General features: G+C 64.2%; 25 protein-coding genes and 1 tRNA gene. All 26 read right to left on the bottom strand.

What is annotated here, in order from left to right; all coding sequences use genetic code 11:
- Positions 1 to 12 precede the first annotated feature (12 nt).
- The 26 genes from Mschef_RS05730 to Mschef_RS05610 all read right to left on the bottom strand — a co-directional run bounded on the left by Mschef_RS05730 (position 13) and on the right by Mschef_RS05610 (position 22,947).
- Positions 13 to 2,016 carry a pilus assembly protein N-terminal domain-containing protein gene (locus Mschef_RS05730; RefSeq protein WP_081126924.1) on the bottom strand — a complete coding sequence of 668 codons (2,004 nt, stop codon included), beginning with the start codon at positions 2,014 to 2,016 and terminating at the stop codon, positions 13 to 15.
- Between the two features lie 31 nt (positions 2,017 to 2,047).
- The gene (gene cpaB / locus Mschef_RS05725; RefSeq protein ID WP_081126923.1) at positions 2,048 to 3,100 is read right to left on the bottom strand and encodes a Flp pilus assembly protein CpaB; all 1,053 of its coding nucleotides are present in this window, start codon (positions 3,098 to 3,100) and stop codon (positions 2,048 to 2,050) included.
- 7 nt (positions 3,101 to 3,107) lie between these two features.
- The gene (locus Mschef_RS17145) at positions 3,108 to 3,323 is read right to left on the bottom strand and encodes a hypothetical protein (protein ID WP_136256238.1); all 216 of its coding nucleotides are present in this window, start codon (positions 3,321 to 3,323) and stop codon (positions 3,108 to 3,110) included.
- A 9-nt stretch (positions 3,324 to 3,332) separates the two neighbouring features.
- A complete protein-coding gene (locus Mschef_RS05720; protein ID WP_136256237.1) occupies positions 3,333 to 4,028 on the bottom strand; it encodes a hypothetical protein in 696 nt (231 codons plus the stop codon).
- The gene (locus tag Mschef_RS05715) at positions 4,019 to 5,488 is read right to left on the bottom strand and encodes a hypothetical protein (RefSeq protein ID WP_081126921.1); all 1,470 of its coding nucleotides are present in this window, start codon (positions 5,486 to 5,488) and stop codon (positions 4,019 to 4,021) included. Before Mschef_RS05715 ends, Mschef_RS05720 begins: the two co-directional genes overlap by 10 nt.
- Entirely contained in the window at positions 5,485 to 7,074 is a 1,590-nt protein-coding gene (locus Mschef_RS05710) for a TadE/TadG family type IV pilus assembly protein (RefSeq protein ID WP_081126920.1), read from the bottom strand. Before Mschef_RS05710 ends, Mschef_RS05715 begins: the two co-directional genes overlap by 4 nt.
- A gap of 33 nt (positions 7,075 to 7,107) precedes the next feature.
- Positions 7,108 to 7,407 (bottom strand): pilus assembly protein, encoded by a 300-nt coding sequence (locus Mschef_RS05705; protein ID WP_197686742.1) that lies wholly within the window; start codon positions 7,405 to 7,407, stop codon positions 7,108 to 7,110.
- Between the two features lie 680 nt (positions 7,408 to 8,087).
- Positions 8,088 to 8,747: a hypothetical protein gene (locus Mschef_RS05700; protein ID WP_136256236.1), complete on the bottom strand. Its 660-nt coding sequence runs from the start codon at positions 8,745 to 8,747 to the stop codon at positions 8,088 to 8,090.
- Positions 8,748 to 8,778: 31 nt separating this feature from the next.
- Positions 8,779 to 9,111, bottom strand: a complete 333-nt coding sequence (locus Mschef_RS05695) for an addiction module antidote protein (RefSeq protein ID WP_081126918.1) — start codon at positions 9,109 to 9,111, stop codon at positions 8,779 to 8,781.
- Positions 9,071 to 9,388 (bottom strand): type II toxin-antitoxin system RelE/ParE family toxin, encoded by a 318-nt coding sequence (locus Mschef_RS05690; protein WP_081126917.1) that lies wholly within the window; start codon positions 9,386 to 9,388, stop codon positions 9,071 to 9,073. The genes Mschef_RS05695 and Mschef_RS05690 overlap by 41 nt, the downstream gene beginning before the upstream one ends.
- Positions 9,389 to 9,401: 13 nt before the next feature.
- A complete protein-coding gene (locus tag Mschef_RS05685) occupies positions 9,402 to 10,613 on the bottom strand; it encodes a tyrosine-type recombinase/integrase (protein ID WP_081126916.1) in 1,212 nt (403 codons plus the stop codon).
- Positions 10,614 to 10,806: 193 nt separating this feature from the next.
- Positions 10,807 to 10,882 (bottom strand) — tRNA-Lys (locus Mschef_RS05680).
- A 170-nt stretch (positions 10,883 to 11,052) separates the two neighbouring features.
- Positions 11,053 to 11,733, bottom strand: a complete 681-nt coding sequence (queC, locus tag Mschef_RS05675) for a 7-cyano-7-deazaguanine synthase QueC (protein WP_081126915.1) — start codon at positions 11,731 to 11,733, stop codon at positions 11,053 to 11,055.
- Between the two features lie 62 nt (positions 11,734 to 11,795).
- Positions 11,796 to 12,467 (bottom strand): 7-carboxy-7-deazaguanine synthase QueE, encoded by a 672-nt coding sequence (gene queE, locus Mschef_RS05670; RefSeq protein WP_081126914.1) that lies wholly within the window; start codon positions 12,465 to 12,467, stop codon positions 11,796 to 11,798.
- The gene (gene ybgF, locus Mschef_RS05665) at positions 12,468 to 13,331 is read right to left on the bottom strand and encodes a tol-pal system protein YbgF (protein ID WP_081126913.1); all 864 of its coding nucleotides are present in this window, start codon (positions 13,329 to 13,331) and stop codon (positions 12,468 to 12,470) included. It lies immediately after the preceding gene.
- A complete protein-coding gene (gene pal / locus Mschef_RS05660; protein ID WP_081126912.1) occupies positions 13,328 to 13,849 on the bottom strand; it encodes a peptidoglycan-associated lipoprotein Pal in 522 nt (173 codons plus the stop codon). Before pal ends, ybgF begins: the two co-directional genes overlap by 4 nt.
- A 285-nt stretch (positions 13,850 to 14,134) precedes the next feature.
- Complete coding sequence (gene tolB / locus Mschef_RS05655) at positions 14,135 to 15,475, bottom strand: Tol-Pal system beta propeller repeat protein TolB (protein WP_136256235.1); 1,341 nt, start codon at positions 15,473 to 15,475, stop codon at positions 14,135 to 14,137.
- Positions 15,472 to 16,419 (bottom strand): cell envelope integrity TolA family protein, encoded by a 948-nt coding sequence (locus Mschef_RS05650; RefSeq protein ID WP_168708822.1) that lies wholly within the window; start codon positions 16,417 to 16,419, stop codon positions 15,472 to 15,474. The genes tolB and Mschef_RS05650 overlap by 4 nt, the downstream gene beginning before the upstream one ends.
- Positions 16,406 to 16,861: a protein TolR gene (gene tolR / locus Mschef_RS05645; RefSeq protein WP_081126910.1), complete on the bottom strand. Its 456-nt coding sequence runs from the start codon at positions 16,859 to 16,861 to the stop codon at positions 16,406 to 16,408. Before tolR ends, Mschef_RS05650 begins: the two co-directional genes overlap by 14 nt.
- 8 nt (positions 16,862 to 16,869) lie before the next feature.
- A complete protein-coding gene (tolQ, locus tag Mschef_RS05640) occupies positions 16,870 to 17,556 on the bottom strand; it encodes a protein TolQ (protein ID WP_081126909.1) in 687 nt (228 codons plus the stop codon).
- A complete protein-coding gene (gene ybgC, locus Mschef_RS05635) occupies positions 17,553 to 17,975 on the bottom strand; it encodes a tol-pal system-associated acyl-CoA thioesterase (RefSeq protein ID WP_081126908.1) in 423 nt (140 codons plus the stop codon). The genes tolQ and ybgC overlap by 4 nt, the downstream gene beginning before the upstream one ends.
- Complete coding sequence (gene ruvB, locus Mschef_RS05630) at positions 17,972 to 19,012, bottom strand: Holliday junction branch migration DNA helicase RuvB (protein ID WP_081126907.1); 1,041 nt, start codon at positions 19,010 to 19,012, stop codon at positions 17,972 to 17,974. The genes ybgC and ruvB overlap by 4 nt, the downstream gene beginning before the upstream one ends.
- 130 nt (positions 19,013 to 19,142) lie before the next feature.
- Positions 19,143 to 21,035 carry a potassium transporter Kup gene (locus Mschef_RS05625; RefSeq protein ID WP_081126906.1) on the bottom strand — a complete coding sequence of 631 codons (1,893 nt, stop codon included), beginning with the start codon at positions 21,033 to 21,035 and terminating at the stop codon, positions 19,143 to 19,145.
- Between the two features lie 10 nt (positions 21,036 to 21,045).
- Positions 21,046 to 21,642 carry a Holliday junction branch migration protein RuvA gene (ruvA, locus tag Mschef_RS05620; RefSeq protein ID WP_081126905.1) on the bottom strand — a complete coding sequence of 199 codons (597 nt, stop codon included), beginning with the start codon at positions 21,640 to 21,642 and terminating at the stop codon, positions 21,046 to 21,048.
- 24 nt (positions 21,643 to 21,666) lie between these two features.
- Entirely contained in the window at positions 21,667 to 22,188 is a 522-nt protein-coding gene (gene ruvC, locus Mschef_RS05615; RefSeq protein WP_081129844.1) for a crossover junction endodeoxyribonuclease RuvC, read from the bottom strand.
- Positions 22,189 to 22,218: 30 nt separating this feature from the next.
- On the bottom strand, positions 22,219 to 22,947 hold the full coding sequence (locus Mschef_RS05610; RefSeq protein ID WP_081126904.1) for a YebC/PmpR family DNA-binding transcriptional regulator: 729 nt from the start codon (positions 22,945 to 22,947) through the stop codon (positions 22,219 to 22,221).
- Positions 22,948 to 22,963: the final 16 nt, after the last annotated feature.

Here is a 22,963-nt window from a genome sequence, read left to right as displayed (position 1 = left end):
TGGTGGGCGCGCTCAGAGAATCGATGCGCCCGACATCGGCAAATAAACCGTCGAGGCAAGCGTGAGCAAGCGCAGGGGATGCAAGTGCTCGCTCTCCAGCCCCAAGTCAGCAAGTACTTGGCGAATGCTCGCTACAGCAGGTTGCTTTGGTGGTGTCAACAGGGCCACGGCAAGCTGATGCCCTTGCGCATTCGGCGACCACGGTGCTAGCGCGGAGTGAGGCAACATCATCGCAAAGCGTGGCGCGGTGGTCACGATCGGCAACAGCACCGGCGCCATCGCAACATGCATGTGCAAAGGCCCCGCGAAACGCATCACGGGGAATGTCGGAGCTTTTGACCAGCCAGACAGCAGCTGGGCCAATCGCGGCACCACCATCGCTACCGGCACATCTGTCATGCCACCGCCACTGCTGCTGGCCGGGGCCGGCTCAGCGGGCTGCTTGTTATCCTTGCCGATGATCCACACGTGCTTGCCCGCAGGCATGCCCGCTGGCTTGGGCGCGGACTCATGCAGCGGTTGCGTCACCGCGGGAGCAGGGACGATGGGCGCGGCCATCGGCTGTGTCTGCGCCGGGGTCAAAGTGGGCGCGGGTGGCGACACCGGCATCACCTTGCCATGCACGGGCTTGGGCGGGTTGGGATTGGGCATATGCGAGCCAGGGCCAACGCCGAAACCCGGCATCCACACCGGCTTGCCCATGTCGCTGGCATTGAATTGACGCGCGATGTGCACGCCGCGGTTGATCATCTCGTGGTTGACCGGCGAATCCGGGTTGATCACCTCGGGCGTAACGAAAATCACCAGCTCGTCGCGGCTGGACTGGAAGTTGGTATCGCGGAACAGCGCACCCAGGATGGGCACGTCACCTAGCCATGGAAACTTGTTCAGTGTGTTCGAGCCGGTGGCCTGCACCAGACCGGACATGACGATGGTCTGGCCGCTCTTGACGTTGACCACCGAGCTGGTCTTGCGCGTGAGAAAACCCGGGAAACCATCGACGATCACCGACGGATCGATCTGGCTGACCTCGGTATCCACGCTGGCCTCGATGTTGCCGAAACGATCCGCCACCGGCTTGATGTTGAGCTGCACGCCGTAGTTCTTGTAAGTCACCGTGGTCTGGCCCAACGCGCTGGACACCGGAATCGGCACCTCGCCGCCGGCGAGGAAGGTGGCATCGCCGCCGCTGCGCGTGCTCAGTTGCGGGTTGGCCATGATGTAGGCATCACCGTTCTGCACCGCCAGATTGATCACCGAACTCAGCGAGGTGGTGATACCGAAGTAACGCGAGAACGGCATCTGGTTGGGCAAACCGGTCAGTGTGCCCCCCGGACCCACCATCTGGTTGCTGATCTGGCCACCCTGGGTCAGGTCGCCGATGTGGTAGTAGGGATTGTCGATGGCGCTGCCGACCACGCCCAGCGCCGGCCCGGCCATGGCCTGTTGCCAATTGATGCCGAGGTTCTTCAGTACCGATTTCTTGAAGTCCACGACCTGTACGTCCAAGTACACCATGCGCTTCATGTCGACGTTAGCCGCATGGGTCAGATTGACCACGCCACTCTTGAGGTTCTGCGTCACGGCGGCGACACGTTTGGCGTCTTCTGGCGTGATGTCACCACTGAGCACGACCTGACCACCGCGAGACTCGATGTGCAGGCCGGGGATACCGCCCAGCGTCGCGCGCAGATTGGCGGCGACTTGCGGCGTGTTTTCGGCGCTGACGTCGATGTTGTAGGCACGCACGTCACCACGCTTGTTCCACAACAGCATGTTGGTGTCACCGACGCCGGTACCGATCATGATCAACTGCTTGGGCAGATTGGTCACCGACAGCAGCTTGCCGTTGCCCACGGCGACACGGCGCACGTTATAGACCGGCAGGATCTTCACCTCGCCGTTGTACAAATGGATGGTTTCGGCGCGCATCGGCTCGGGCGCGGCCTGGGCGCAAAGCATCGTGCTCCAGGTGCTGGCGAGCACGAGGGCCAGGGAACGGGTCAGTCGGTTCATGGCGATTCCTTGGTGGGTTCGTGGACGCGGCTTACTGCGCACGCTGCGATGGATTTGGAGCGCCCTGCGGCGGAGTGGCCATCTGCTTCAACTCCTGCAGGGCTTTCTGCTGCTGCTCATTCAAACCGGCTGGCTGCGCCGCGGCGGCAGGCATCGCTTGTGCTGGCTTGGCCTTGTTCGGTTCCGGCGCATAGCTCTGGCTGATGACACCATTGCCTTGACCAATGATGTACTGCACGCCCTGGTCGGCGCTGTATCCGCCCATGCTGCCCGTGAGCTTGGCTAGCAATTGCGTCTGGTCCATGCGCGGCACCTGCAAAATCCCCGGTTTCGGCGAGCGCAAGTTACTGAGCACCACGCGCAAATTGCCCACCTGCTGGGCCAGGATGAGCTCGGAGGCTTGCTGCGGGGTTACCTCCAGCGTCACCGTGCTGTATTCCATGGGCATCGCGACCGAGTGCTCCAGGCCGTCGGCCGATTGCTCCTCGGCAACATGTTCGCCGAGGAAACGGTGACCCGTGGCCAGCACCTTGGTCAGATGCAACAGCGGCAACACCTCGTTTTCGCGCGCCCCGCTTTCACCGCTCTTCGGCCCGAACGCGCCGGTCAGCAACACATCCACGCGGTCATCCGGCCGCACCAGGCCGTTGATCGAGTTCAGCGTATCCACATTGATCGTCACCGCGCGCATGGTCTTCGGCAACGTGCTTGCGAAGTCATTATTTGACTTGGCGATGAAGTCGTTTTCCAGCAAGGGTTTGCCGATCTGCACGGAACGCGCAAGGGTGCGCCCGGCGTAGTCGGACCACTTGGCCGCCGTGATGGTGCTGCTGTAGATCAGATCCTGCGGATACAGGCGTTCGGCCATGTTCTGGCCCGAAGCCACCGTGCCGGGCACCAGATTGCGCGTGGGCACCACTACCTGCACCATGCCTGCGCTGAGTTGCGCGGCCAGCTTTTGCTGATACTGATTTTTCTGCTGCTTGAGGTAACTGTTCAGCAGCAGCACCGCCACGATCGCCAGGACGAACGCGCCGACCAGCATGACCGCGTACTTGTTGACGCGAGGGAGCTTGAGTTTCATAAGTGCCTCAGGGCAGTGAAATCAGATAGCTGTAGTGGGTCCAGAAACCTTTCAGCGCGACGATCATCTGTTGGACCGGCGAAGAGCTGCTGCCAGCAGCCACGGCCACCAGCAGAATGATCCCCGCGGCGACCACGACGATGTATTCCGTCATGGCCTGGCCACGTGTGTATTGACACAATGAACGAACCGCCCGTTGGCGCGCGGTGGCGAAAATATGCATGGCCGCCCCCTAATGCGATTCGACTGTGAGCGTGATCGATGAGCCGGCACGCATGGGCTGTACCACCAGCCCCATGTTGCTGACGCCCTTTTGATACATCGCCGTGGCGACGCCGGGTTTGCCGGGCGACTGCCGCTGCATGATCCGCGCCCAACCCTGCTGCTTCAGCGTGCGCGCGTAGAAGCGCATGACCGCCGCGGTCGGGTTGGCCGTGTACAACAGCCAGGTGTTGCCCTGCTTGTCGCCGTCTTCGCTGACCATGTGCGTGAGCACGCGCGCATCCCCCGGCGCGGCGACATCCAGCACCATGGCGTTGTTGCTGCCGCGCTTCGGCATGCTCACCCCGATCAGCGCGCCGCTGCCGGTACCGGCAGCCTGTACCTGCACCGTGTAAAAGCAGCCACCTTCGGCATGCGCGATCACCTGCCACGGGCCCAGCGGATAGCGGATGTAGACAGGGTGGCCATCCGGCGCGGTCCATGCTGTCGCGTAAAACTGCAGGAAAGCCTGCGGCGGCAACGTGCTGTGCGCCGCCACGATGGCCATGGGCAGCCCGTTGATCGCGATCTGCGACGCGACCAACGACAGCGAACTGCCCGGCGGCACCGGCGCGGACGTGCAATGCACATTCGGCGGCGCCTGCAGCGCCAAAGCGGACAGCGGCAACAAGGCCAGCGTCAGCATGAGTGCTCGCATCAGCCGCATGTCGTGCCTCCCTGCGAGGAACTGGTGCCGAACACCGCCGTCGAACTGGTGCCGCCCGCATCCAGCGTGACCGTCAAGGTGCCGTAGCTGGTGCTGCTGAAGGTGTTGGGCGCGGTGCCGAAGGTCGAGGTCTGCGTGAGATTGGTGACCGACTTGACGATGGTGGCCTTGTAATAGGTGCTCTTGGTGTTGGTGAGATCACCCGGGGTACATGTACCTTGCGCACCACCACCCTGAGGCACGCAGTAATAAGTCGGCCCGGCGCTCACTGCATAGGCCGCCGCGGTGGATCCGGGCGCCTGACTGGTGAGCTTGTTGATCTCGTCCGTGGTCGCCGTCTCGACGGCATAGGGCAGATCCTGGGTCGTACTGCTCACCGGCGCGGTCTGGCTGCCGTCGGAGCAGACATCCACCGTGGTCGTGGTACCGCCCGAGACGCAGGACAACTGGATCGCGCCGCCGCTGATATTGCTTTGCGTGCAGGTTTGGCCCAACTGCGTCTGGTATAGCTTGAGCAAATTCGTCAGCGTGGCCTGTTGCGCGCTGCCGCCACTGGGAGGATTGATGCCGCCGCTGGGCGTGTAGTTGGCCAGACGGTCCGCCGGCACTTCGTCGGTGCTGTTGATCGGCACATAGCCGAAGGTCAGCCCGGAAAGATCGGGAAACAAGCCAAAACCGGAGTTGCCACCAAAATCGGCCACCTTGATGATGTCGTTGAGTGCGGTGAACAACGTGCCGGATAGAGGCATCACGCTCTGTATCTGCTGCTTGTTGTTGTCTGGCCCTTGCGCGCTCCAGCCATCGGCCAGCACGCTGTCCTGGGCCTTGAACACCAGGCCCAGATGCTCGAACAGCGTGGATGGCGTGGCCAGATTGTCGTAACCGATCGGGCCTTGCGGATTGGCTGGCGTCAGATTGACCTGCGCAGCCATCATGCCGTCGTAGTCCAGATTGAAACCGATATTGGCCCCGACCAGGCTACCCAGCGCATGAATCGTGCCGAATACCGCGCCCGTCGCAACGTCCTGCGGCAAGCCGCTGGCTGAATCGCTGAGGGTACTGAGGCTGGCGGATTGCCCCAACACCATTTGACGGTTGCCCTGGTCTTTCCACAGCGGATTGGCAATGAACCCGTTCAGATTCTGGCTCTGCTGCTCGTTAACGAACCCAGGATCACCAAACAGGCGCACACGCATGGCGGTTTCGATCTCCTGCTGCGTGCGCGTGGCCGCGGTGGCGCCTCGCAGACTGCTGCTGGGCATGTACACCGTGCGCTGGAAGGCTGCATAGCGCGCCGCCTCTTGCGCGGCCACGTCCATGTCGATGTATTTCATCAGCAGCGTCATCAGCAGGAACAATGGAACCAGCAGGAATGCGCTGGCGATGATCATTTCCGCGATCGCCTGGCCCCGTTGCGGCGCCATGCCCACGAAACCGCCGAGGCGCAATGCCTTCGTCACGGCGCGATCTCCGCGCTGAGCACCGCGGACTTGGTGATGGGCGAAGTGGGCACCAGATGCGCTTCCCAGTACGGGCTGAACAAACTGGCGTACAGCGTGTGGCCGCCAAGGCTGTTGGTCAGTCCGCCCACCTCGGTGACGAAATGGCCGTTGTAGCTAACGTAGGTCGGGCGCAGGAAATAAACCTGCGACGAAGCGCTGACTGTCATCAACTGGTGGCCTTCATCGTCGGTCAGCGCGAGATTGCCGCCAGCGATGGGCACATGCTGCGGGTTGACGCCTTGCGTGCCGGCCTCGAGCTGCTGCGTGGTGGCGATGGTGTTTTGCTCGCGCGCGGCGAAAATCGTGATCACCGGCGCGGAGTAGTCGGATTTTTTCAGATTGCTGACGTCGAGATACTTCTGCAGTCCGCTGTATGTGCTGTTCTTGAGCGTGTAGGGCGCTGTCTTGGTCCCCGCGGTGACATTGGCCCAACTCTGCGCGGGACTCACCGGCACAATCAGCGGAATCGGCACCGGGATATCACCGATCGGCGTCGGTATGTTGATCACGCACACACCAGCCGCCAGGAATGCGCTGAAATCGCCCAATGGGTTGGCCGAGTTCTGCGTAGTCCAGGTCTTGTTGTCGGTGGACAGCGTCGTGCTGCCGCTATAGCCCGTCGAAAACACGTCGATGCCGCCGACGCCATCGCCAAAACAGTCGCCGAACGCCGATATCAAGGTATCGAATGGCAGCACCTCGGCCGAACTGCGCCCCTTGTCGAAGGCATCGCGCGAAGACATCACCACATTGTGGAAACGGTTGTTGGGATCGGATGTGCTGCTGGCACCCGCGGGGTTGTAGGTTTTGGTGAATTTGTAGATCCTGGCCAACGACACCGCGGTCACGCCCTCGCCCGCCGCGCCGATGGTCCCCAGGGTCACGTTGGCCATTTGCGCGTTGCCGTCGGTGGCGCGCAGCACACGCCACATGACACCCGGGTCGACGCTGTTGTAGGGAAGATCGGACAGGGCGAGATCGGCGAGCGCTGCCGTGTAATAGGCGCGCGAGGCGAGGCTCAACGTCTGCTCGATCGTATTGAGCACGGTCACGATCGGCCCGGTGGCGCTGTTGATGCCAGTTTCCAGCGGCCCGGTGATGGCTTTGTAGGCCTTCATCGTGTCGATGCCGGGCTGCCCCCCCGAGAACAGATCCAGAAGAGTGTTGATTTCGTCGGCCGTACCGAACGTGCTGAATGGACCGCTGCACTCGGCATCGGTGTAGATCAGGCAGTAATAGCGCGCCCACGAGGTGAGCCCGACCATCTGTGCTATGGCCACCTGGTTGGCGACCATGGCGCGATTGGAATAAGCCGCGAAGTTGTACGCGCGCGCCAGTTCCACCGCGCCGCTGTAGGCGGCGGAATCCGCCGCGTTCTGCAGATGGATGCGCGTGGCTACCGCGCGACCGCTGTTGTACACAAGAAGGGCGGCGATCACCAGGATCGCCGCCACGATCACCACGAATACCGAGGCCTGGCCACGCGCCCGCGCAAAACCCGCGCCGGCAGGCTGCCGGCGCGGGCTGGGCTTGGGTGCGGTCATGGCCACGACGCTGGGCTCGCTCAGGTCCGGTGCTTACTGGCCAGCGTTCGCGGCATTGGTCTTGTAGTTGTTCAAGGCGTACTGGTTGGTTGCTTCCGTATTGGCCTTGGTATGCGCCGCCTGCGCCTGCGTATAGCCGGTTGCGCCAGCACTGCCCGCCAACTGGCTGGTGATCGATGCCATCTGGCCACGCACAGCCTTGCCGAAGAACGAGTACACGGCGATGGCGGCGATGGCCACCAGCGCGACGATGATGATGTACTCGGTCATGCCCTGGCCGCGCTGCAGACGGCGGCCGCTCAAACGCTGTTGGAAACGGTTTTTCAACATCATGGTGCTGACTCCTCACGAAGATGCGCCGGGATTGGCGCGATTTGAAAGCCCGCCGGACATCCGGCGAAGCCACCACCAGCAACGTCGTAGCGCGAGCGGCCTTGGCGCTGCAGGCAAAACACTCCCGCGCCGCTCAGTGGCGGCGATTTTCGGCATGGGAGCAATCAAGGGTCCGGTTTGAGGACCACAAACGAAACTTCAGCTGGAGTTATTCACTGCATACCCCCCCTGTGGGGCAGTCCGACTCAGTGTGAAGCGGGTCACAGTCTACCCATGCGGCATCGCGCCGCAAGTAGGCGCGTCAATACGTTTTCGTAATGTGAGTCAAGTTTTGTCACACGCAGCCGCTTGCTGTCGCCGCAACACCAAAAGTCCACTCATCCCGTGCACTCTATGCGCCAGGAATGTGATGCGCATCCCTGAAATCGGGGGGGGGTACGCTCAGTCCGCGCGCCAGCAGATCGGGCTTTGCATTGCGCGCTCAGCACACGCCGAGCGCGTGGAGGTTACGTGCGTGCTTTGTAAGATTGGTGGCCGTGAAGCAGCGGGATGCTGCGATGCTCGATTGTGGTCATGCTGGCCAGCTTGAATAGCGGGGCCAGTTCAGAAAACTTCACCCATACTTTGAGCGAACCTCCCGCGCCTTTTCGGACAACCCACCCCGGTACTGCCGGGGTAAGTTACGTGCCAGGTGTTTTCGGTGCGCCACCGACGGGTTGCCAGTTCGCCACCGTCGCAATGCGATCGCGCGCGCCTTCGGAAAGGTCTGGCTTGTTGCTTTTCAGCCATGCGGCGATTGCGGATTTCGGGCTGCGCCCTGCTTGCGCCTTCGGGTCGCTACGGACAGCCTCGAATGCCTCGATCGCGGCTCTCAACTCGGCGGGATAGCTGTCCAGTTGTTGTGTCGGCTGCTGCGTTCGTGCGAACGCTTCAGCCCACGGATGCGTGATTCCCTTTGCATCACACCACGCTGCAAGGTTTTTGGCCCGTATCTTCGTTTGATCGGCCAGCCGCGTATGTGGCGAAATCAACGATGTGTCGATCGGGTCTGGCTGTTCCGCATTCCACTCGACATTGTCCCAAGTGAATGCGGCGAAGGGCGATAGTGAGCCCAACAACACCGCCTGCTCCAGCACCTCAAGCATGACCGCCGCATTTGCAGGCAGGACGCGGTTTCTTACTGGCGGCTCCATATCCGATAACAGACACGCCGCCTGCCGCAGAGTGAGTAGATCCACGTGTTCCCAAGCCGGCGCAATACTCCAAAGTGCCCAGTCCACCGTGCGCACCTCCACGCCCTTCAAGGGATCGCAACGGCAGCCGGTGAAGGTGGCCGGCATTCGGGAGCTACCCTAGCCGTGGCGAAGTCGATCAGGCGCGCTTGCGCGCGCGCTCGGGCACAGGTGCCAATGTCAGGCGCAGCCCGAAGGCGCCCAGGATGGCGCCCAGCGTATCCAGGCGCGGGTTGCCCTTGGCCGACAGCGTGCGGTAGAGCGTTTCGCGGCTCAGGCCCGTGCGCCGCGCCAGCTCAGCCATGCCCAACACGTCGGCGGCGGTGCGCAGCGCCAGCGGCAGCGCGCGATGGTCGCCATCGGCCACGGCTTCGGCGAGGAAGCCGGCGAGGTCATCCGCGCGCAGAAACCGCGCGGCGTCGAAGAGGACGCTAGCGGCGGGCTTGGTAGTCTTTCCAGTAGTCGCGTGCATGCTCGATGTCCTTCGTTTGCGTGCGCTTGTCGCCTGCGCACAACAGCAAGACCAAGGTGGCGCCATCCTGTCCGCAATAAACGCGGTAGCCCGGCCCGGTATCGATCCGCAGTTCGAACAGCCCGGCGCCGAGTGTTTTCCAGTTGCCGGCTTGCATGCGCACGATGCGCGCCATGATGGCTTGCAGCGCGCGGCGGTCGCGCAAGTCGGCCAGCCATTCGGCAAACGGGCTGCGCCCGTCGGCAGTTTGATACTGGCGAACTTCGATGGCGGCCATTGTAGCCAAAAAGCTACGTGCCTGTCTTGTGCTTGATCGGCACCACGTCCGCGCCGATGCGCAAGCCGTCCAGGTAGTCGGACCACGCCTGCATCATGCGGCGACGTTCGGGCAGGTGTTCGGCGTAGTTGTAAGCCGCGCGTACCGCATCGCGCTCGGCATGCGCAAGCTGGCGCTCGATGGCGTCGCGATTCCAGCCCTGTTCGTTCAAGAGTGTGGACGCCATGCTGCGGAAGCCGTGGCCGGTCATCATCGTGCGGTCGTAGCCCATGCGCCGCAGGGCCACGTTCACGGTGTTTTCGGACATGCAGCGGGTGCCGCTGTGCAGGCTCGGGAACACGTACTGCCGGCGTCCAGTCAGCGGCTCAAGCTCGCGCAGGATGGCGACGGCTTGCGTACTCAGCGGCACGATATGCAGCGCGCGCATCTTCATCTTGTGGGCGGGAATGCGCCACTCGGCCTTGTCGAAGTCAATTTCGGCCCACTCGGCATGCCGCAGTTCTCCAGGCCGCACGAACAGCAGCGGGGCCAGTTGCAGCGCCGCGCGCGTGACGGGGTGCCCTGCGTAGGCGTCCAAGTCGCGCAGCAGTTGCCCCACGCGAGCGGGTTCCTTGATGCTGGCAAAGTGCACCTTGGGCACCGTCGGGATGGCACCGCGTAGGCTCGGCGTCGGGTCGGCGCTCGCGCGTCCGGTGGCGACTGCGTAGCGGAACACAAGCGCGATGTACTGGTGCACGCGGTGCGCGGTCTCGATGACGCCGCGCGCTTCGATTCGCCGCAGCACGGCCAGAATGTCCGGGGCCTGCAGTCCGGCAATCGGTCGGCTGCCGATGTAGGGGAACACGTTCGCTTCGAGCCGGCGCAGTAGGTGCGTGGCATAGCTTGGCGTCCACTTGGCCGAATGCTTGGCGTGCCACTCGCGCGCGATGGCTTCGAAGCTCTCGGCATTGGCCAGCCGTCCAGCCTGCCGGCGTGTCGCGGGGTCGATTCCGTCCGCGATCAGCTTGCGGGCTTCGTCGCGGCGTTCGCGGGCTTGCTTCAGGGATACGTCGGGGAACATCCCCAGCGCCAGCGTGTTGCGCTTGCCGGTGCCCGGGCGGCGGTAGTCCATGCGGAACAGGCGCGCGCCGGTGGGCTGCACCAGCAGATACATGCCGCGTTCGTCGGCCAGCTTGTACGGCTTCGTCTGTGGCTTGGCGTTGGCGACTGCGGAAGGGGTCAGCATGGCGGCGTGTCCGGCTCTGACGGTACTGCGCAGGCTCTCGATACCGTCAGCGCTTCCCGATACCGTCAAAAATACCGCCAAGCTTGGGTGACAACAAGGTGAATCGGCGTTGCTTCCGGTTAGCTTGCAAGCCATTAAAGCAAGCTGTTATGCGGGTTTGCGGGTACTTCCGGTATGTCGCAGGAATCTAGGATGGTGGGCCGTGCTGGATTCGAACCAGCGACCAGCGGATTAAAAGTCCGATGCTCTACCAACTGAGCTAACGGCCCACGATGACATGCTTGCTGGTTCCGTGCCTGCACGGACCGCATGCTGCAGCGGCAACACGCTGCAGACACCGCCGCCCCTGCGGATCTGTCCACGGCAATTCCCAAGCCAAGACGCGACCCATGCAGCCATCGACCGCAAGGGCGGCAAGTTTAGCAGCGCGACGCGGCCATCAAACAACATAGCGCGTGGGATCGGCGACGCCGGCCACACGAAACCCATCCGCGCGCAGGCGACACGCGTCGCAATGCGCGCAGGCGCGGCCCTCGGCATCGGCCTGATAGCAGGACACGGTCGCAGCGAAATCCACGCCCAGACGCAAACCCTCGCGCACGATGTCGGCCTTGCCCATCGCCATCAGCGGTGCGTGCACGCGCAACTCGTGGCCTTCGACGGCGGCCTTGGTGGCCACGCGCGCCAGACGTTCGAAGGCGGCGATGAACGCCGGGCGGCAATCGGGATAGCCCGAGTAATCCACCGCGTTGACCCCGCAGAACAGGTCCGCGGCACCGAGCACCTCGGCCCAACCCAGCGCGATGGACAGCATGATCGTGTTGCGCGCCGGCACGTAGGTAATTGGAATGCCTACGCCGCCAGCCTCTGGCACGTCGATCTCGGCGGTCAACGCCGAGCCGCCGATGCTGCGCAAGTCCACCGCCACGGTTTTGTGTGCAATCGCGCCCAGCGCATGCGCATTGTGCGCGGCGGCGGACAATTCGGCGCTGTGGCGCTGGCCGTAAGCCACGCTCAACGCATAACAATCGAAGCCGCGTTCGCGCGCCAGCGCCAGGGTGACGGCCGAATCCATGCCCCCGGAGACGAGTACGACTGCGCGAGGAGATGCATGCATCATGGTGGTTGCACTACGCGGCTCGAGATGGGAGACGGGAATATCAATCTTGCGCAAAAGGGCGCTCAGCGCCCGGGCTGTTCGCCCCACAGGATTTTGTGCAGTTGCATCTGAAACCGCACATCGAGCTTGTCGTCCAGAATCCATTGCGCCAGGTCCGCCGGCACCAACTCACCGTACACCGGCGAGAACAGCACCATGCAGCGCGCAGCGAGTGCGTGCTGCTGCACGACGCCACGGGCCCAGTCGTAATCGTCGCGATCGGCCAGCACGAATTTGACCTGATCCTGCGCGCGCAGGTGCGCGAGGTTTTCCCAGCGGTTGCGCGCTTGCTCGCCCGAGGCGGGCGCCTTCAGGTCAAGCACCTTGTGTACGCGTGCGTCGACGCCGGCGACATCGAGTGCCCCGGATGTCTCCAGCGAGACTTCATGACCGGCATCGCACAGGCGCGCGAGCAGGCGCAGGCAGCGCTTCTGCGCGAGCGGTTCGCCGCCGGTGACGCAGACATGGCGCGCGCCGTGCCGCACCACCTGCGCGAGAATCTCGTCGACAAGCAGCCACTGCCCGCCCTCGAAGGCGTACGCGGTATCGCACCAGCGGCAGCGCAGCGGGCAACCGGTCAGGCGCACGAACACCGTGGGCCAACCCACGGCATCGGCTTCGCCTTGCAAGGACAGGAAAATCTCGCTGATGCGCAGACGTGATTCGACGTCCGCGCCGGGTGCCGCGGCAGCCACTCAGCCGCCGCTGGACTGCTGCGGAATCGCGCGCAGGCGATCAGCCGCCAGATGCGCCTCTTCGGTGCCCGGGTAAGTCGCGATCAATTGATTGAAAGTGGAGCTGGCCGTCGCGTATTGCTTCAATTCGAACTGGCAGTAGCCAAGCTTGAGCAATGCCGCACGCGATTTATCGCTCTGCGGGTATTGCGTCAGCAATCGATGAAATGTGTCCAGCGCTACCTGGTAATTACCGGTGACGTAATACGACTCGCCCAGCCAGTAGGCTGCATTGGGTGCGAGGCTGGCGTGCGGGTACTGCAGCAGGAACGCGCGAAAACGCCGCGCCGCTTCGGCATAGTCGCCATTGCGCAAAAACGCGAAGGCACCGTCATACGCGGTCTGCTGCTCGGCAGCCTGCGCAGCAGGCGTGATTGGCGCCCGTGCGGCAGCAGATGATGCTGCTGGCGTGGCGGCAGTTGGTTGGGCAGGAGCAGGCGCGCCGATGGAGGCAGGATCGTTGACCGCCGCCGCGGGCACCACGGCACTCGACGCGGCTGTGGCCGCCGGCGCCGCGCTCTGCTCGAGTTTGCGCAAACGCGCATCGAGCACGAGGTACTGGTCTTTTTGCTGCTGTTCGAGTTGGTCGATACGGTGTTGCAAAAGCTCGATCTGGCCCTGCTGCGCGCGGGATTCCTGTTCGAGCGTGTCGATGCGGTTGAGCAGACTCAGCGTGCCCTGTTGCGCGCTTTGCAACTGCATCTGCACCTGCTGCACCTGCTCGGCCAGGCTGGGACGGCTTTGCGCCTGCGCCAAGCCAGGCGCGAGGATGGCGGCGGACAAGGCCGCCGCCATCAGGATCGCCATGGACTGGCGCGTACTCATTCGGTCTTGGTGTAGACGATGACCACGCGACGATCCTTGGCCCAGCAGGCTTCGGTCATTTCGTTGCACACCGGGCGCTCTTTGCCATAGCTGACCACGGTGAACTGGTCGGCTTGGGCGCCAAGGGCTTCCATGGCCTGCTCGACCGAATTGGCACGGCGCTCGCCCAGACCGAGGTTGTATTCACGGCTGCCGCGCGGATCGGTGTTGCCTTGCAGGGTCACGCGCGCACCGGGATTGTCCACCAGGTACTTGGCGTGGCAGGCAACGATGTCGTCGTATTCGGGCTTGATGTTGGCGCGGTTGAAATTGAAATAGATGCGGCGCTTCAGCAGGCAGGCGTTGGTCTCGAGATCGGCCGGGGTGAACTTGCCGTTGCTGACTGGCGCGGTTTGCACTGGCGCCGGCGCCGGCGGCGGCGCGACTTCAGGAGCTGGTTTGACTTCCTGCTTGCTGGCGCAGGCAGCCAGTCCCACGCACAGCAGCGCTGCGAGTGAGATGCGGGCGAAGGTCTTCATGGATGTGTCTCGCGGGGTAGTTGGACGGAGTGAATCAAGGTGTCTCGGAACGTTCACTTGCAATTACGTTTGCGCTACCGGGCATCCTGCCGCGGTTGCGCGTGATCGGGCGCGGACCAGCCGCGTTGCCTGTGTGTCCATGACCGGCCTGTCGGCTTGCCACGGCGGCACATCCTTGGTGCCATGGGGCGGCTTTTCAAGTCGCTCTGTTCGTTGTGAAAAATCATCCTTGCAGGAATCTCCGGAATGCGTCCATGCATACCCGTGAAATCAATGCCCGCACTGCTACTGCTGGGTTGAAGGCGGCACCCGGTATGGCCCCCACGAAGGAGACTGCACGGTGCCATTGACCAGTGAAAGACGCTGCCGCACGCTGCCATTGTCAGCCACTTCGTAGAGCACGCCCTTGCCGTTGTTGTCGGTCGCGGCGTAAAGAAGCATGCTGCCGTTGGGCGCATAGCTCGGCGATCCGTCCATCGGACCTGGCGAGATGAAACGCATCTGGTTATCCAGTTTGCGATCCATGATGGCAATACGATACACGTTTCCGTTGCCCTGCACCATTGCGATCTGATTGGCGTCGTAGTTGATCGACGAGTCGGAATTGTATTCGCCCTGGAAGGTCAGGCGCGTGGCGCCGCCACCGTTCGCCGGCTCGGAATAAAGCTGCGGCTTGCCCGAGCGGTCCGAGGTGAAAACCAGCGATTGGCCATCCGGCATCCAGCGCGGCTCGGTATTGATCGACAGGCTGTGGGTGATCTGGGTGAGTTGGCCGGTTTTGAGATCCATCACATAAATCTCGGGACTGCCCCCGAATGACAGGCACATGGCCAGTTTGGTTCCATCCGGCGAAAACGCCGGCGCGCCGTTGATGCCCTTGCGCCCGGAAATCAGCCGCCGCTGCCCGGTGGCCAGATTCTGCAGATAGATCGCCGAATCGCCGCTCTCGAACGACACATAAGCCAGCTCCTTGCCGTTGGGCGCCCACGCCGGCGACAGCAGCGGCTGCCGCGAACGCACCACGACCTGCGGGTTGTAGCCGTCGGAATCGGCCACGATCAGCGACCACTGCATGGCCTTGCCGCTGCCGGTGGTGGTGACGTAGGCGATGCGCGTGTAGAACGCGCCCGGCTGGCCGATGATCTTCTGGTAGATCTGGTCGGCGATCTGGTGCGCCACGCCGCGCAGTTCCTCGGGCAGCGCGGTATAGGCGCCGGCCAGCATCTGCTTCTGCGTGTTGACGTTCCACAGCTCGAAGGTGACCTTGACCTGGCCGCCGCCGGCATCGCGCTCGCGGCCGATGACCAGGTAATCCTGCTTGAGCAGCTTCCAGGTCGGAAACTTGATCGCGCTGCCGTGCGATGGGTGCTCGACGATGTCGGCGCCGGTGAGCGTGCGAAATTGGCCACAGCGGACCATGTCGTCGCGGATCACCGCCGCCACATCGGTGGCCGGCGGCTGCGCCGCGCTCTCGAAGGCAAACGGCACCACCGTGATCGGGATCGCCGAGGGCACACCGTTGATCACATTCAGGGTCAGACCCTGGGCCAGCACGCGCGATGCCGGCAGACCACACAGGGCCAGCGCCAGCACGGCGAGTAGAAACGTGTAGCTGCGCAGTTTCATTGGTTCACCGAGAAGTTGATCGTCAATTCGGACGAGAAAACGCTTTCGAAACCTTGGTAAGGCAGGGGCGAGGCGCGCAATACCGCGGCTTTGACCGAACGCCGCGCCACCTCGTCATAGGGGCAACCCGGCAGGATGGTGGCGCTGATCACCTTGCCACCAGGAATCTGCATGATACGGATCGGGCAGATGACGTGCTTCTGAATGTTGTCCGGGCGCAGCCAGTTTTGCTGGATGGCCTGCACCAGCGCGGCCTGGTATTGCGCCTGCAGACTTTGCTGGATGCCACCCATGCCGCTGACCGGTTTGGGCGCGCTGGGCAGGTTGGGCGCAGCTGCCACGGGCGGGGTTTTCAGATCCTTGAGCTGCGCGTCCTTTTGCGCGGCCAGACGCGCGCGCTTGTCCAGCGCCTCGCGCTGCTGGCGCAGGTTGTTCATCTCGGCCAGCAGTTTCTGCACCTTGTCCTGCCGTGCGGCGTCGACCTCGCTCATGCGCTGCTGCTGCCGTTCGACTTCGGCCTGCTTGGCCTGCTCGGCCTTTTGCTCGGCCAGATCGACCACGCGCTGCTGCTCGCGCACATCGGGTCGCTGCGGCGGCGGCGGCAGGGTGTGCACCGGCAATCGCGGACCTTTGGGATTGGGAATCTGCGCCGGCGGTGGCGGTGGCGGCGCAGGCAACGGTTTGATCTTCGGTTGCCTGAGGTGCAACGGCGCCGGCGCCGGCGAAGCCGCGACGCCCACCAGCTCGGCCTCGATCACCGGGCCGGCCAATGGCGCTGGCCGCGTGCATTGCACCGGGTTCATCCACGGCGGCACCCCGAGCCAGGCGAAGCTGCTTTCCCACGTGCCGCAGGACAAGGTGGCAAAGAGCAGAAACCCGATGATGACCAGGTGCAGCAGCGCCGAGAGGACAACGGCGCGCGCATTGCCCTTAGCCGCGGCCATGGTGGGTATCGCCGGCATCGGGCTGACTGGCCAACCCGACCTTGGGCACGCCGGCTTGTTGCAGCAGCACCATCGCCTGATAGACCACGTTGTAGCTGGCGCGCTTGTCGCCGCTGATGAACACCGGCGCCTGCGGGTTGACGCGCATCACCGCCGCGACCTTGGCCTTGAGTTCATCGGCATTGACCGGCTCGCGCTTGCCGCCACCGAGGTCGAGGAAATAATGACCGTCCTCGGTGACCTCGACCACGACTGGGCGCTTGTCGGTGGTGATCGCCTTGGCCGCCGATTGCGGCAACTGGATATTCACGCCCAGGTTCAACAGCGGCGCGGTCACCATGAAGATGATCAGCAGCACCAGCATCACGTCGATGTAGGGCACGACGTTGATCTCGCTCTTGAGCTTGAGCTTGCTCTTGCGCACGCGCAGGGACGACTGCATGGGTAGCCTCAGGCGTGATCATCAGCGGCCGGACCCTGGCGCTGAAGAATGGAAAAGAACTCGTCCTGGAAGGTGTCGAAACGCACCGTCAGGCGCTCGACGCGCGTGGCGTAGCGGTTGTACGCCCACACCGCGGGGATCGCCGCGAACAGGCCCATGGCGGTGGCCACCAGTGCCTCGGAGATGCCCGGCGCGACCATGGCGATGGTCGCTTCCTTGATGCTGCCCAAGCCCTGGAACGCGGCCATGATGCCCCACACCGTGCCGAACAGGCCGACGTAGGGGCTGATCGAGCCGACGTTGGCCAGAAATTCCAGGTTGTGCTCCATGCGATCGACCTCGCGCATCAGTGCCACGCGCATGGCGCGCTGCGCGGCCTCGAGCAGATTGCGCGTATCCATGCGCCGCTGACGCTGGCGCGCGAACTCGCGGAATCCCGCTTCGAAGATGCCCTCCATGCCGTGTACGCCCTCGCCGCGCGCGCTGGCCTCGCGGTACAGCGAAGCCAGATCCGAGCCGGACCAGAAGCGCTCCTCGAAAGCATTGGCCTCGCGCTGCGTGGCATCAAGCATCGCCTTCTTGCGGAAGATGATGACCCACGACATGAACGAGAAGATGATGAGGATCAGCAGCACCGCCTTGACCGGCAGGCTCGCGTGCAGCACCAGATCGAGAATATTCAGATCGCCATTCATGGTTGGATTGTGGGCTCGGTCAGCAGGTTGCGGGGTATGGGAACAGGACGGAAACCGGTGGCACTCACGCACGCCACGCGCACCGTTGCCTCGACCAGGGTCACGGCATCGGCGACACGCACCAGCGTCTGTGCGAACTCGAGCGCCGCCGCCTTGCGTGCCACCACGCGCAGGGTTGCGTCGATCTCGTCGTCCAGCATGGCGGGACGGCGAAAACGCAGGTCCATGGAATAGACCACGAATACCACGCCCTGTTCCGCGCGTACACGGGTTTGTTCAAGACCTTGCATGCGCAGCCATTCGGTGCGCGCGCGCTCGAGGAAACGCAGGTAGCTGGCGTGATAGACCACACCGCCGGCATCGGTATCCTCCCAGTAAACGCGTATCCGCCAACTGAACGACGGTGCCGGCGTATTCATGCCTCGTCCGCGTCGGCGAACAGGGAGCCTGGCGCCGGGCGCGGCGGAGCCAGGCCAAAATGTCGCCATGCCTTGGCCGTGGCCATGCGCCCGCGCGCGGTGCGCATCAGGAATCCCTGCTGCAGCAAATAGGGCTCCAGCACGTCCTCGATGGTGCCGCGATCCTCGCTGAGCGCCGCGGCCAGCGACTCGACGCCCACTGGGCCGCCCTCGAAGGTATCCAGGATCACGCGCAATAGGCGCCGGTCACTGTCATCGAAGCCCTCGGCATCGACCTTGAGCATGAGCAAGGCGGCATCCGCCACGGCGCGGGTGATCTCGCCATCGGCGCGCACCTCGGCATAGTCGCGCACACGCCGCAGCAGGCGATTGGCGATGCGTGGCGTGCCGCGCGCGCGCCGCGCGATCTCGATCGCGCCATCGGCGGCGCAATGGATGCCGAGGATGCGCGCGGCGCGGCGCACGATCTGGGTCAATTCCTCGACGCTGTAGAACTCCAGTCGCTGCACGATGCCGAAGCGATCACGCAACGGTCCGGTGAGCAGGCCGGCGCGTGTGGTCGCGCCGACCAGCGTGAACGGCGGCAGGTCGAGCTTGATCGAGCGCGCCGCCGGGCCCTCGCCGATCATGATGTCGATCTGGAAATCCTCCAGCGCCGGGTACAGCACTTCCTCGACCACGGGCGAAAGCCGGTGGATTTCATCCACGAACAGCACGTCGCGCGGCTCGAGGTTGGTCAGCAGCGCGGCCAGATCGCCGGCACGCTCCAGCACCGGGCCGGACGTGCTGCGCAAATTGACCCCCATCTCGTTGGCGATGATGTGGCTGAGCGTCGTCTTGCCAAGACCGGGTGGGCCGAAGATCAGCACGTGATCCAGCGCCTCGCCCCGTTTGCGCGCCGCTTCGATGTACAAACCCAACTGCTCGCGCACCGGCACCTGGCCCAGATACTCGGCGAGGCGCTGCGGCCGGATCGAGGCATCGAGCGCGGCGTCTTCGTTGTTTTCGGTGGCTGCCAACAGGCGCGATTCGGTCATGCCGGGATTATGGCAGGACAGCCGGGACTCGGGACTCGGCCAAGGAACCTCTGAACAAGCCCATCCAGGACTTGTCAGAGGGCGCCATCCATGGCCTGGGGGAAGGTCTGAACGTATTCAGGCCTTCCCTCTAGATCTCCACCTGCGTGCCTAGCTCCACCAGACGATTGCCGGGGATGCGGAAGAACGCCGTGGCCGGCATCGCATTGCGCGACAGGAACGCGAACAGCTTGTCGCGCCACAGCGCCATGCCGGCGCGCTCGCTGGCGACGATGTTTTCGCGGCTGAGGAAGAACGTCGTATCCATCATGTCGAACGGCAAGCCCAGTTTCTGGCACTGCTGCAGGGCGCGCGGCACATCCGGCTCCTCGGAAAATCCGAAGCGCATGACCAGGCGATAGAACTCGCGTCCCAGCGCGGTCAGTTCGACACGCTCGCCGGCATCCGCGGTGGGCGTATCCAGGGTCTCCACGGTCAGCAACACGTTGCGCTCGTGCAGCACCTTGTTGTGCTTGAGGTTGTGCAGCAGCGCGTGCGGCACCGAATCCTGATTGGCGGTGAGGAAAATGGCCGTGCCAGGCACGCGCAATGGCGGGTGGTTGGCGATGCTGGCGATGAAGGTCTCCAGCGACAGACCGCCCTGTTTCATCTCGCGCAGCACCAGCTCGCGGCCGCGCCGCCAGGTACTCATCACCACGAATACCAGCAGGCCCAGCAGCAGTGGGAACCAGCCGCCGTACTCGACCTTGATCAGGTTAGCCGAGAAAAACGCGAGGTCGATGATCAGCAGGCCCGCGCCCAGCGGCGCCAGGATCAGCAACGGCCAATGCCACAGCTTGCGCGCCACCACCAGCAGCAGCACCGTGGTGCAGGCCATGGTGCCGGTCACCGCGATGCCGTACGCCGCGGCCAGCGCGCTGTCCGTGCGGAAGCCCAGCACCGCGATCAGCACCATGATCATCAGCATGGTGTTGATCCAAGGCAGATAGATCTGCCCACGGTGTTCACTGGAGGTGTGCTGCACCTGCATGCGCGGCGAGTAACCCAGCAGCATGGCCTCGCTGGTCATCGAATATGCCCCGGAAATCACCGCCTGCGAGGCGATCACCGTGGCTACCGTGGCCAGCACGATCATCGGGTACAGCAGGATCGCGGGCACCATCAGATAAAACGGATTGGTCGCTGTGCTGGGGTCGCGGATCAGCAGCGCGCCCTGTCCGAAGTAATTCATCAGCAGCGCCGGCAACACCAGGATTGACCATGCGCGACGGATGGGTTTCTTGCCGAAGTGACCCATGTCGGCGTACAGCGCCTCGGCGCCGGTCAGCACCAGCACGACCGCTCCCAGCGCCAGGAAGGCATCGGTGTGGTTGTGGATGAAAAACAGCACCGCGTAATGCGGGCTGAGCGCGAATAAGACCTGCGGATGCTGCACGATGCTGGCCGCGCCCAGCAGGCCGATCACCACGAACCAGACCACCATGATTGGTCCGAAAAACGCACCCAGGCGCGCGGTGCCGTGCTTCTGCGCGGCAAACAGCACCAGGATGATGGCCACCGTGATCGGCACCACGAACTCGGCCAGATGCGGCGCGGCGACCTCCACGCCCTCGACCGCCGACAACACCGAGATCGCCGGAGTGATCACGCCGTCGCCATAAAACAGCGCCGCGCCGAACAGGCCCAGGGTGAGCAGCATCATGCGCATGCGCGGGCTGCCCTTGACCCCGCGCTGGGCCAGCGCCATCAGCGACATGATGCCGCCCTCGCCCTTGTTGTCGGCACGCATCACGAACAGGATGTATTTCAGCGAAACCACGATGATCAGCGCCCAGAACACCAGCGACAGCGCGCCCAGCACGTTGTCGGGCGTGGCATTGATGCCGTGCTCGCCGAACACGGACTGGATCGCGTACAGCGGACTGGTGCCGATATCGCCGTATACCACGCCGGCGGCGCCCAGCATCAGCGCCGCGAGGCGCTTGCCGCTGACTTCAGTGGAGTCCGAGCTGGGGATGGTCATGCCAATGCCTTCAGTTGCCGCCGCCGAGCGCGGCCTTGAGTGCCTTGCGGATCAGCGCTTCGGCGTTGTCGCCTGGCGCCTGCGTGTCGCGCAGCAGACGCTGCGCCTCGACCGGTTTGTAGCCGAGTTGCTGCAGCGCGGTCAGCGCCTCGCCATGCGGATCGCGCGGCGCGTCGGCGTGCACGCCCATCGACACCGCGCCCGGTGCGCCGACGCGATCACGCAATTCCAGCACGATGCGCTCGGCGGTCTTCTTGCCGATGCCAGGCACGCGCGTCAGCGCGGTGACGTCACCGGTCTGCACCAGCCGCGCGAACTCGTCCACCGACGCGCCGGAAAGCACGCTCAGCGCGATCTTGGCCCCGATGCCGCTGACCCGCAGCAAATTGCGAAACTGCGCGCGCTCGGCCTCGCGCAAAAAGCCATACAGTGCGACGGTGTCTTCCTTGTGCGCGTAATGCACGAACAAGATCACCTCGCGGCCCAGCTCGGGCAGGTCGTATAGCGTCGACATCGGCACTTCCAGCTCGTAGCCGATGCCGCCCGCCTCGACCATGACCCAGGGCGGCTGCTTGGCCACCAGCAATCCGCGCATGCGCCCGATCATCGTCCGCCCCTCATGCCTGCACCCTCATCGACGCGTGCGCCAGCCGGCGCGCGTGACGCCCATGCGCGCCACCGAAGCACGCACGTGCGCGTGCGCGATGGCCACGGCCAGCGCGTCGGCGGCGTCGGCCTGCGGCGTCGCCTCCAGACCCAGCAGCATTTTCACCATGTGCTGCACCTGCGTCTTGTCGGCGCGGCCGCCACCGGTCACCGCGCGCTTGATCTCGGTCGGCGCGTATTCGTGCACCGGCAGCGTGCGCGTGAGCACCGCGCACAAGGCCGCGCCACGGGCCTGACCCAGTTTCAGCGCCGAGTCGGGATTGCGCGCCATGAACACGCGCTCGATGGCGACTTCATCCGGCACGTAGGCATTCACCAGCTCGAGCAGACCGTCGAAAATCGCCTTCAGCCGCAGTGGAAAATCATCGGCATCACCAACCACCAGCGCGGTATGGAACACATGCCGCGCGCGCCCATCGGGCGTGACATCGACGATGCCGACGCCGGTGCGCAATGAACCCGGATCGATGCCGAGAATGCGGGTCATGGCTGGGCGCGGCACACGCGAGGCGCGTGCCTAGTCCTGCGCATCCGGCAGCAGCGCGTTGTGAAACACCTCATGCACATCGTCCAGATCGTGCAGCCAGTCGAGCAGATCGCGCAGCGGCTGCAGCGCCTCGGCGGGAACCGTCACGCGATTGGCTGCGAGCATCTCCACGCCCGCATGCGCGATTGGCAGGCCGGCGTCCTGCAACGCCTTGTGCAGAGCCTCGAACTGCTCGGGCGCGCACAGCACGATGCTCTGCCCGGCCTCGTTGCGCACATCATCGGCGCCAGCTTCCAGCGCGATCTCGAGCACCTTCTCCTCGATGCCTGCAGCGCCGGCCGAATCGATCGCCACCACGCCGCTGCGCTGAAACTGGAACGCCACCGAGCCGCTGGTGCCGAGATTGCCGCCATGCTTGCTCAGCGCATGACGCACGTCGGCCACGCTGCGCTGGGGATTGTCGCTGAGGCAATCGATCAGCAATGCAACGCCACCCGGGCCATAGCCTTCGTAACGGATTTCCTCCACGGCGCCACCCTCCAGCCCGGCGCCGCGACGGATCGCGCGTTCGATGCTGTCCTTGGGCATGTTGGCGACCAGCGCCTTGTCCACCGCCGCGCGCAGCTTGGCGTTGTGCGCCGGATCGGGCAGACCGCCGCGCGCGGCGATGCGAATATCGCGCGCCAGCTTGGTGAACGCCGCGCCGCGTTTTGCGTCAGACGCATTCTTGCGGCCTTCAATGGACGGACCTCGGCCCATCTCGCTTCCTCGTCAA

This window comes from Metallibacterium scheffleri (assembly GCF_002077135.1).
Classification (GTDB): Bacteria; Pseudomonadota; Gammaproteobacteria; order Xanthomonadales; family Rhodanobacteraceae; genus Metallibacterium; species Metallibacterium scheffleri.
This window is presented reverse-complemented; position numbering and strand designations above follow the sequence as displayed.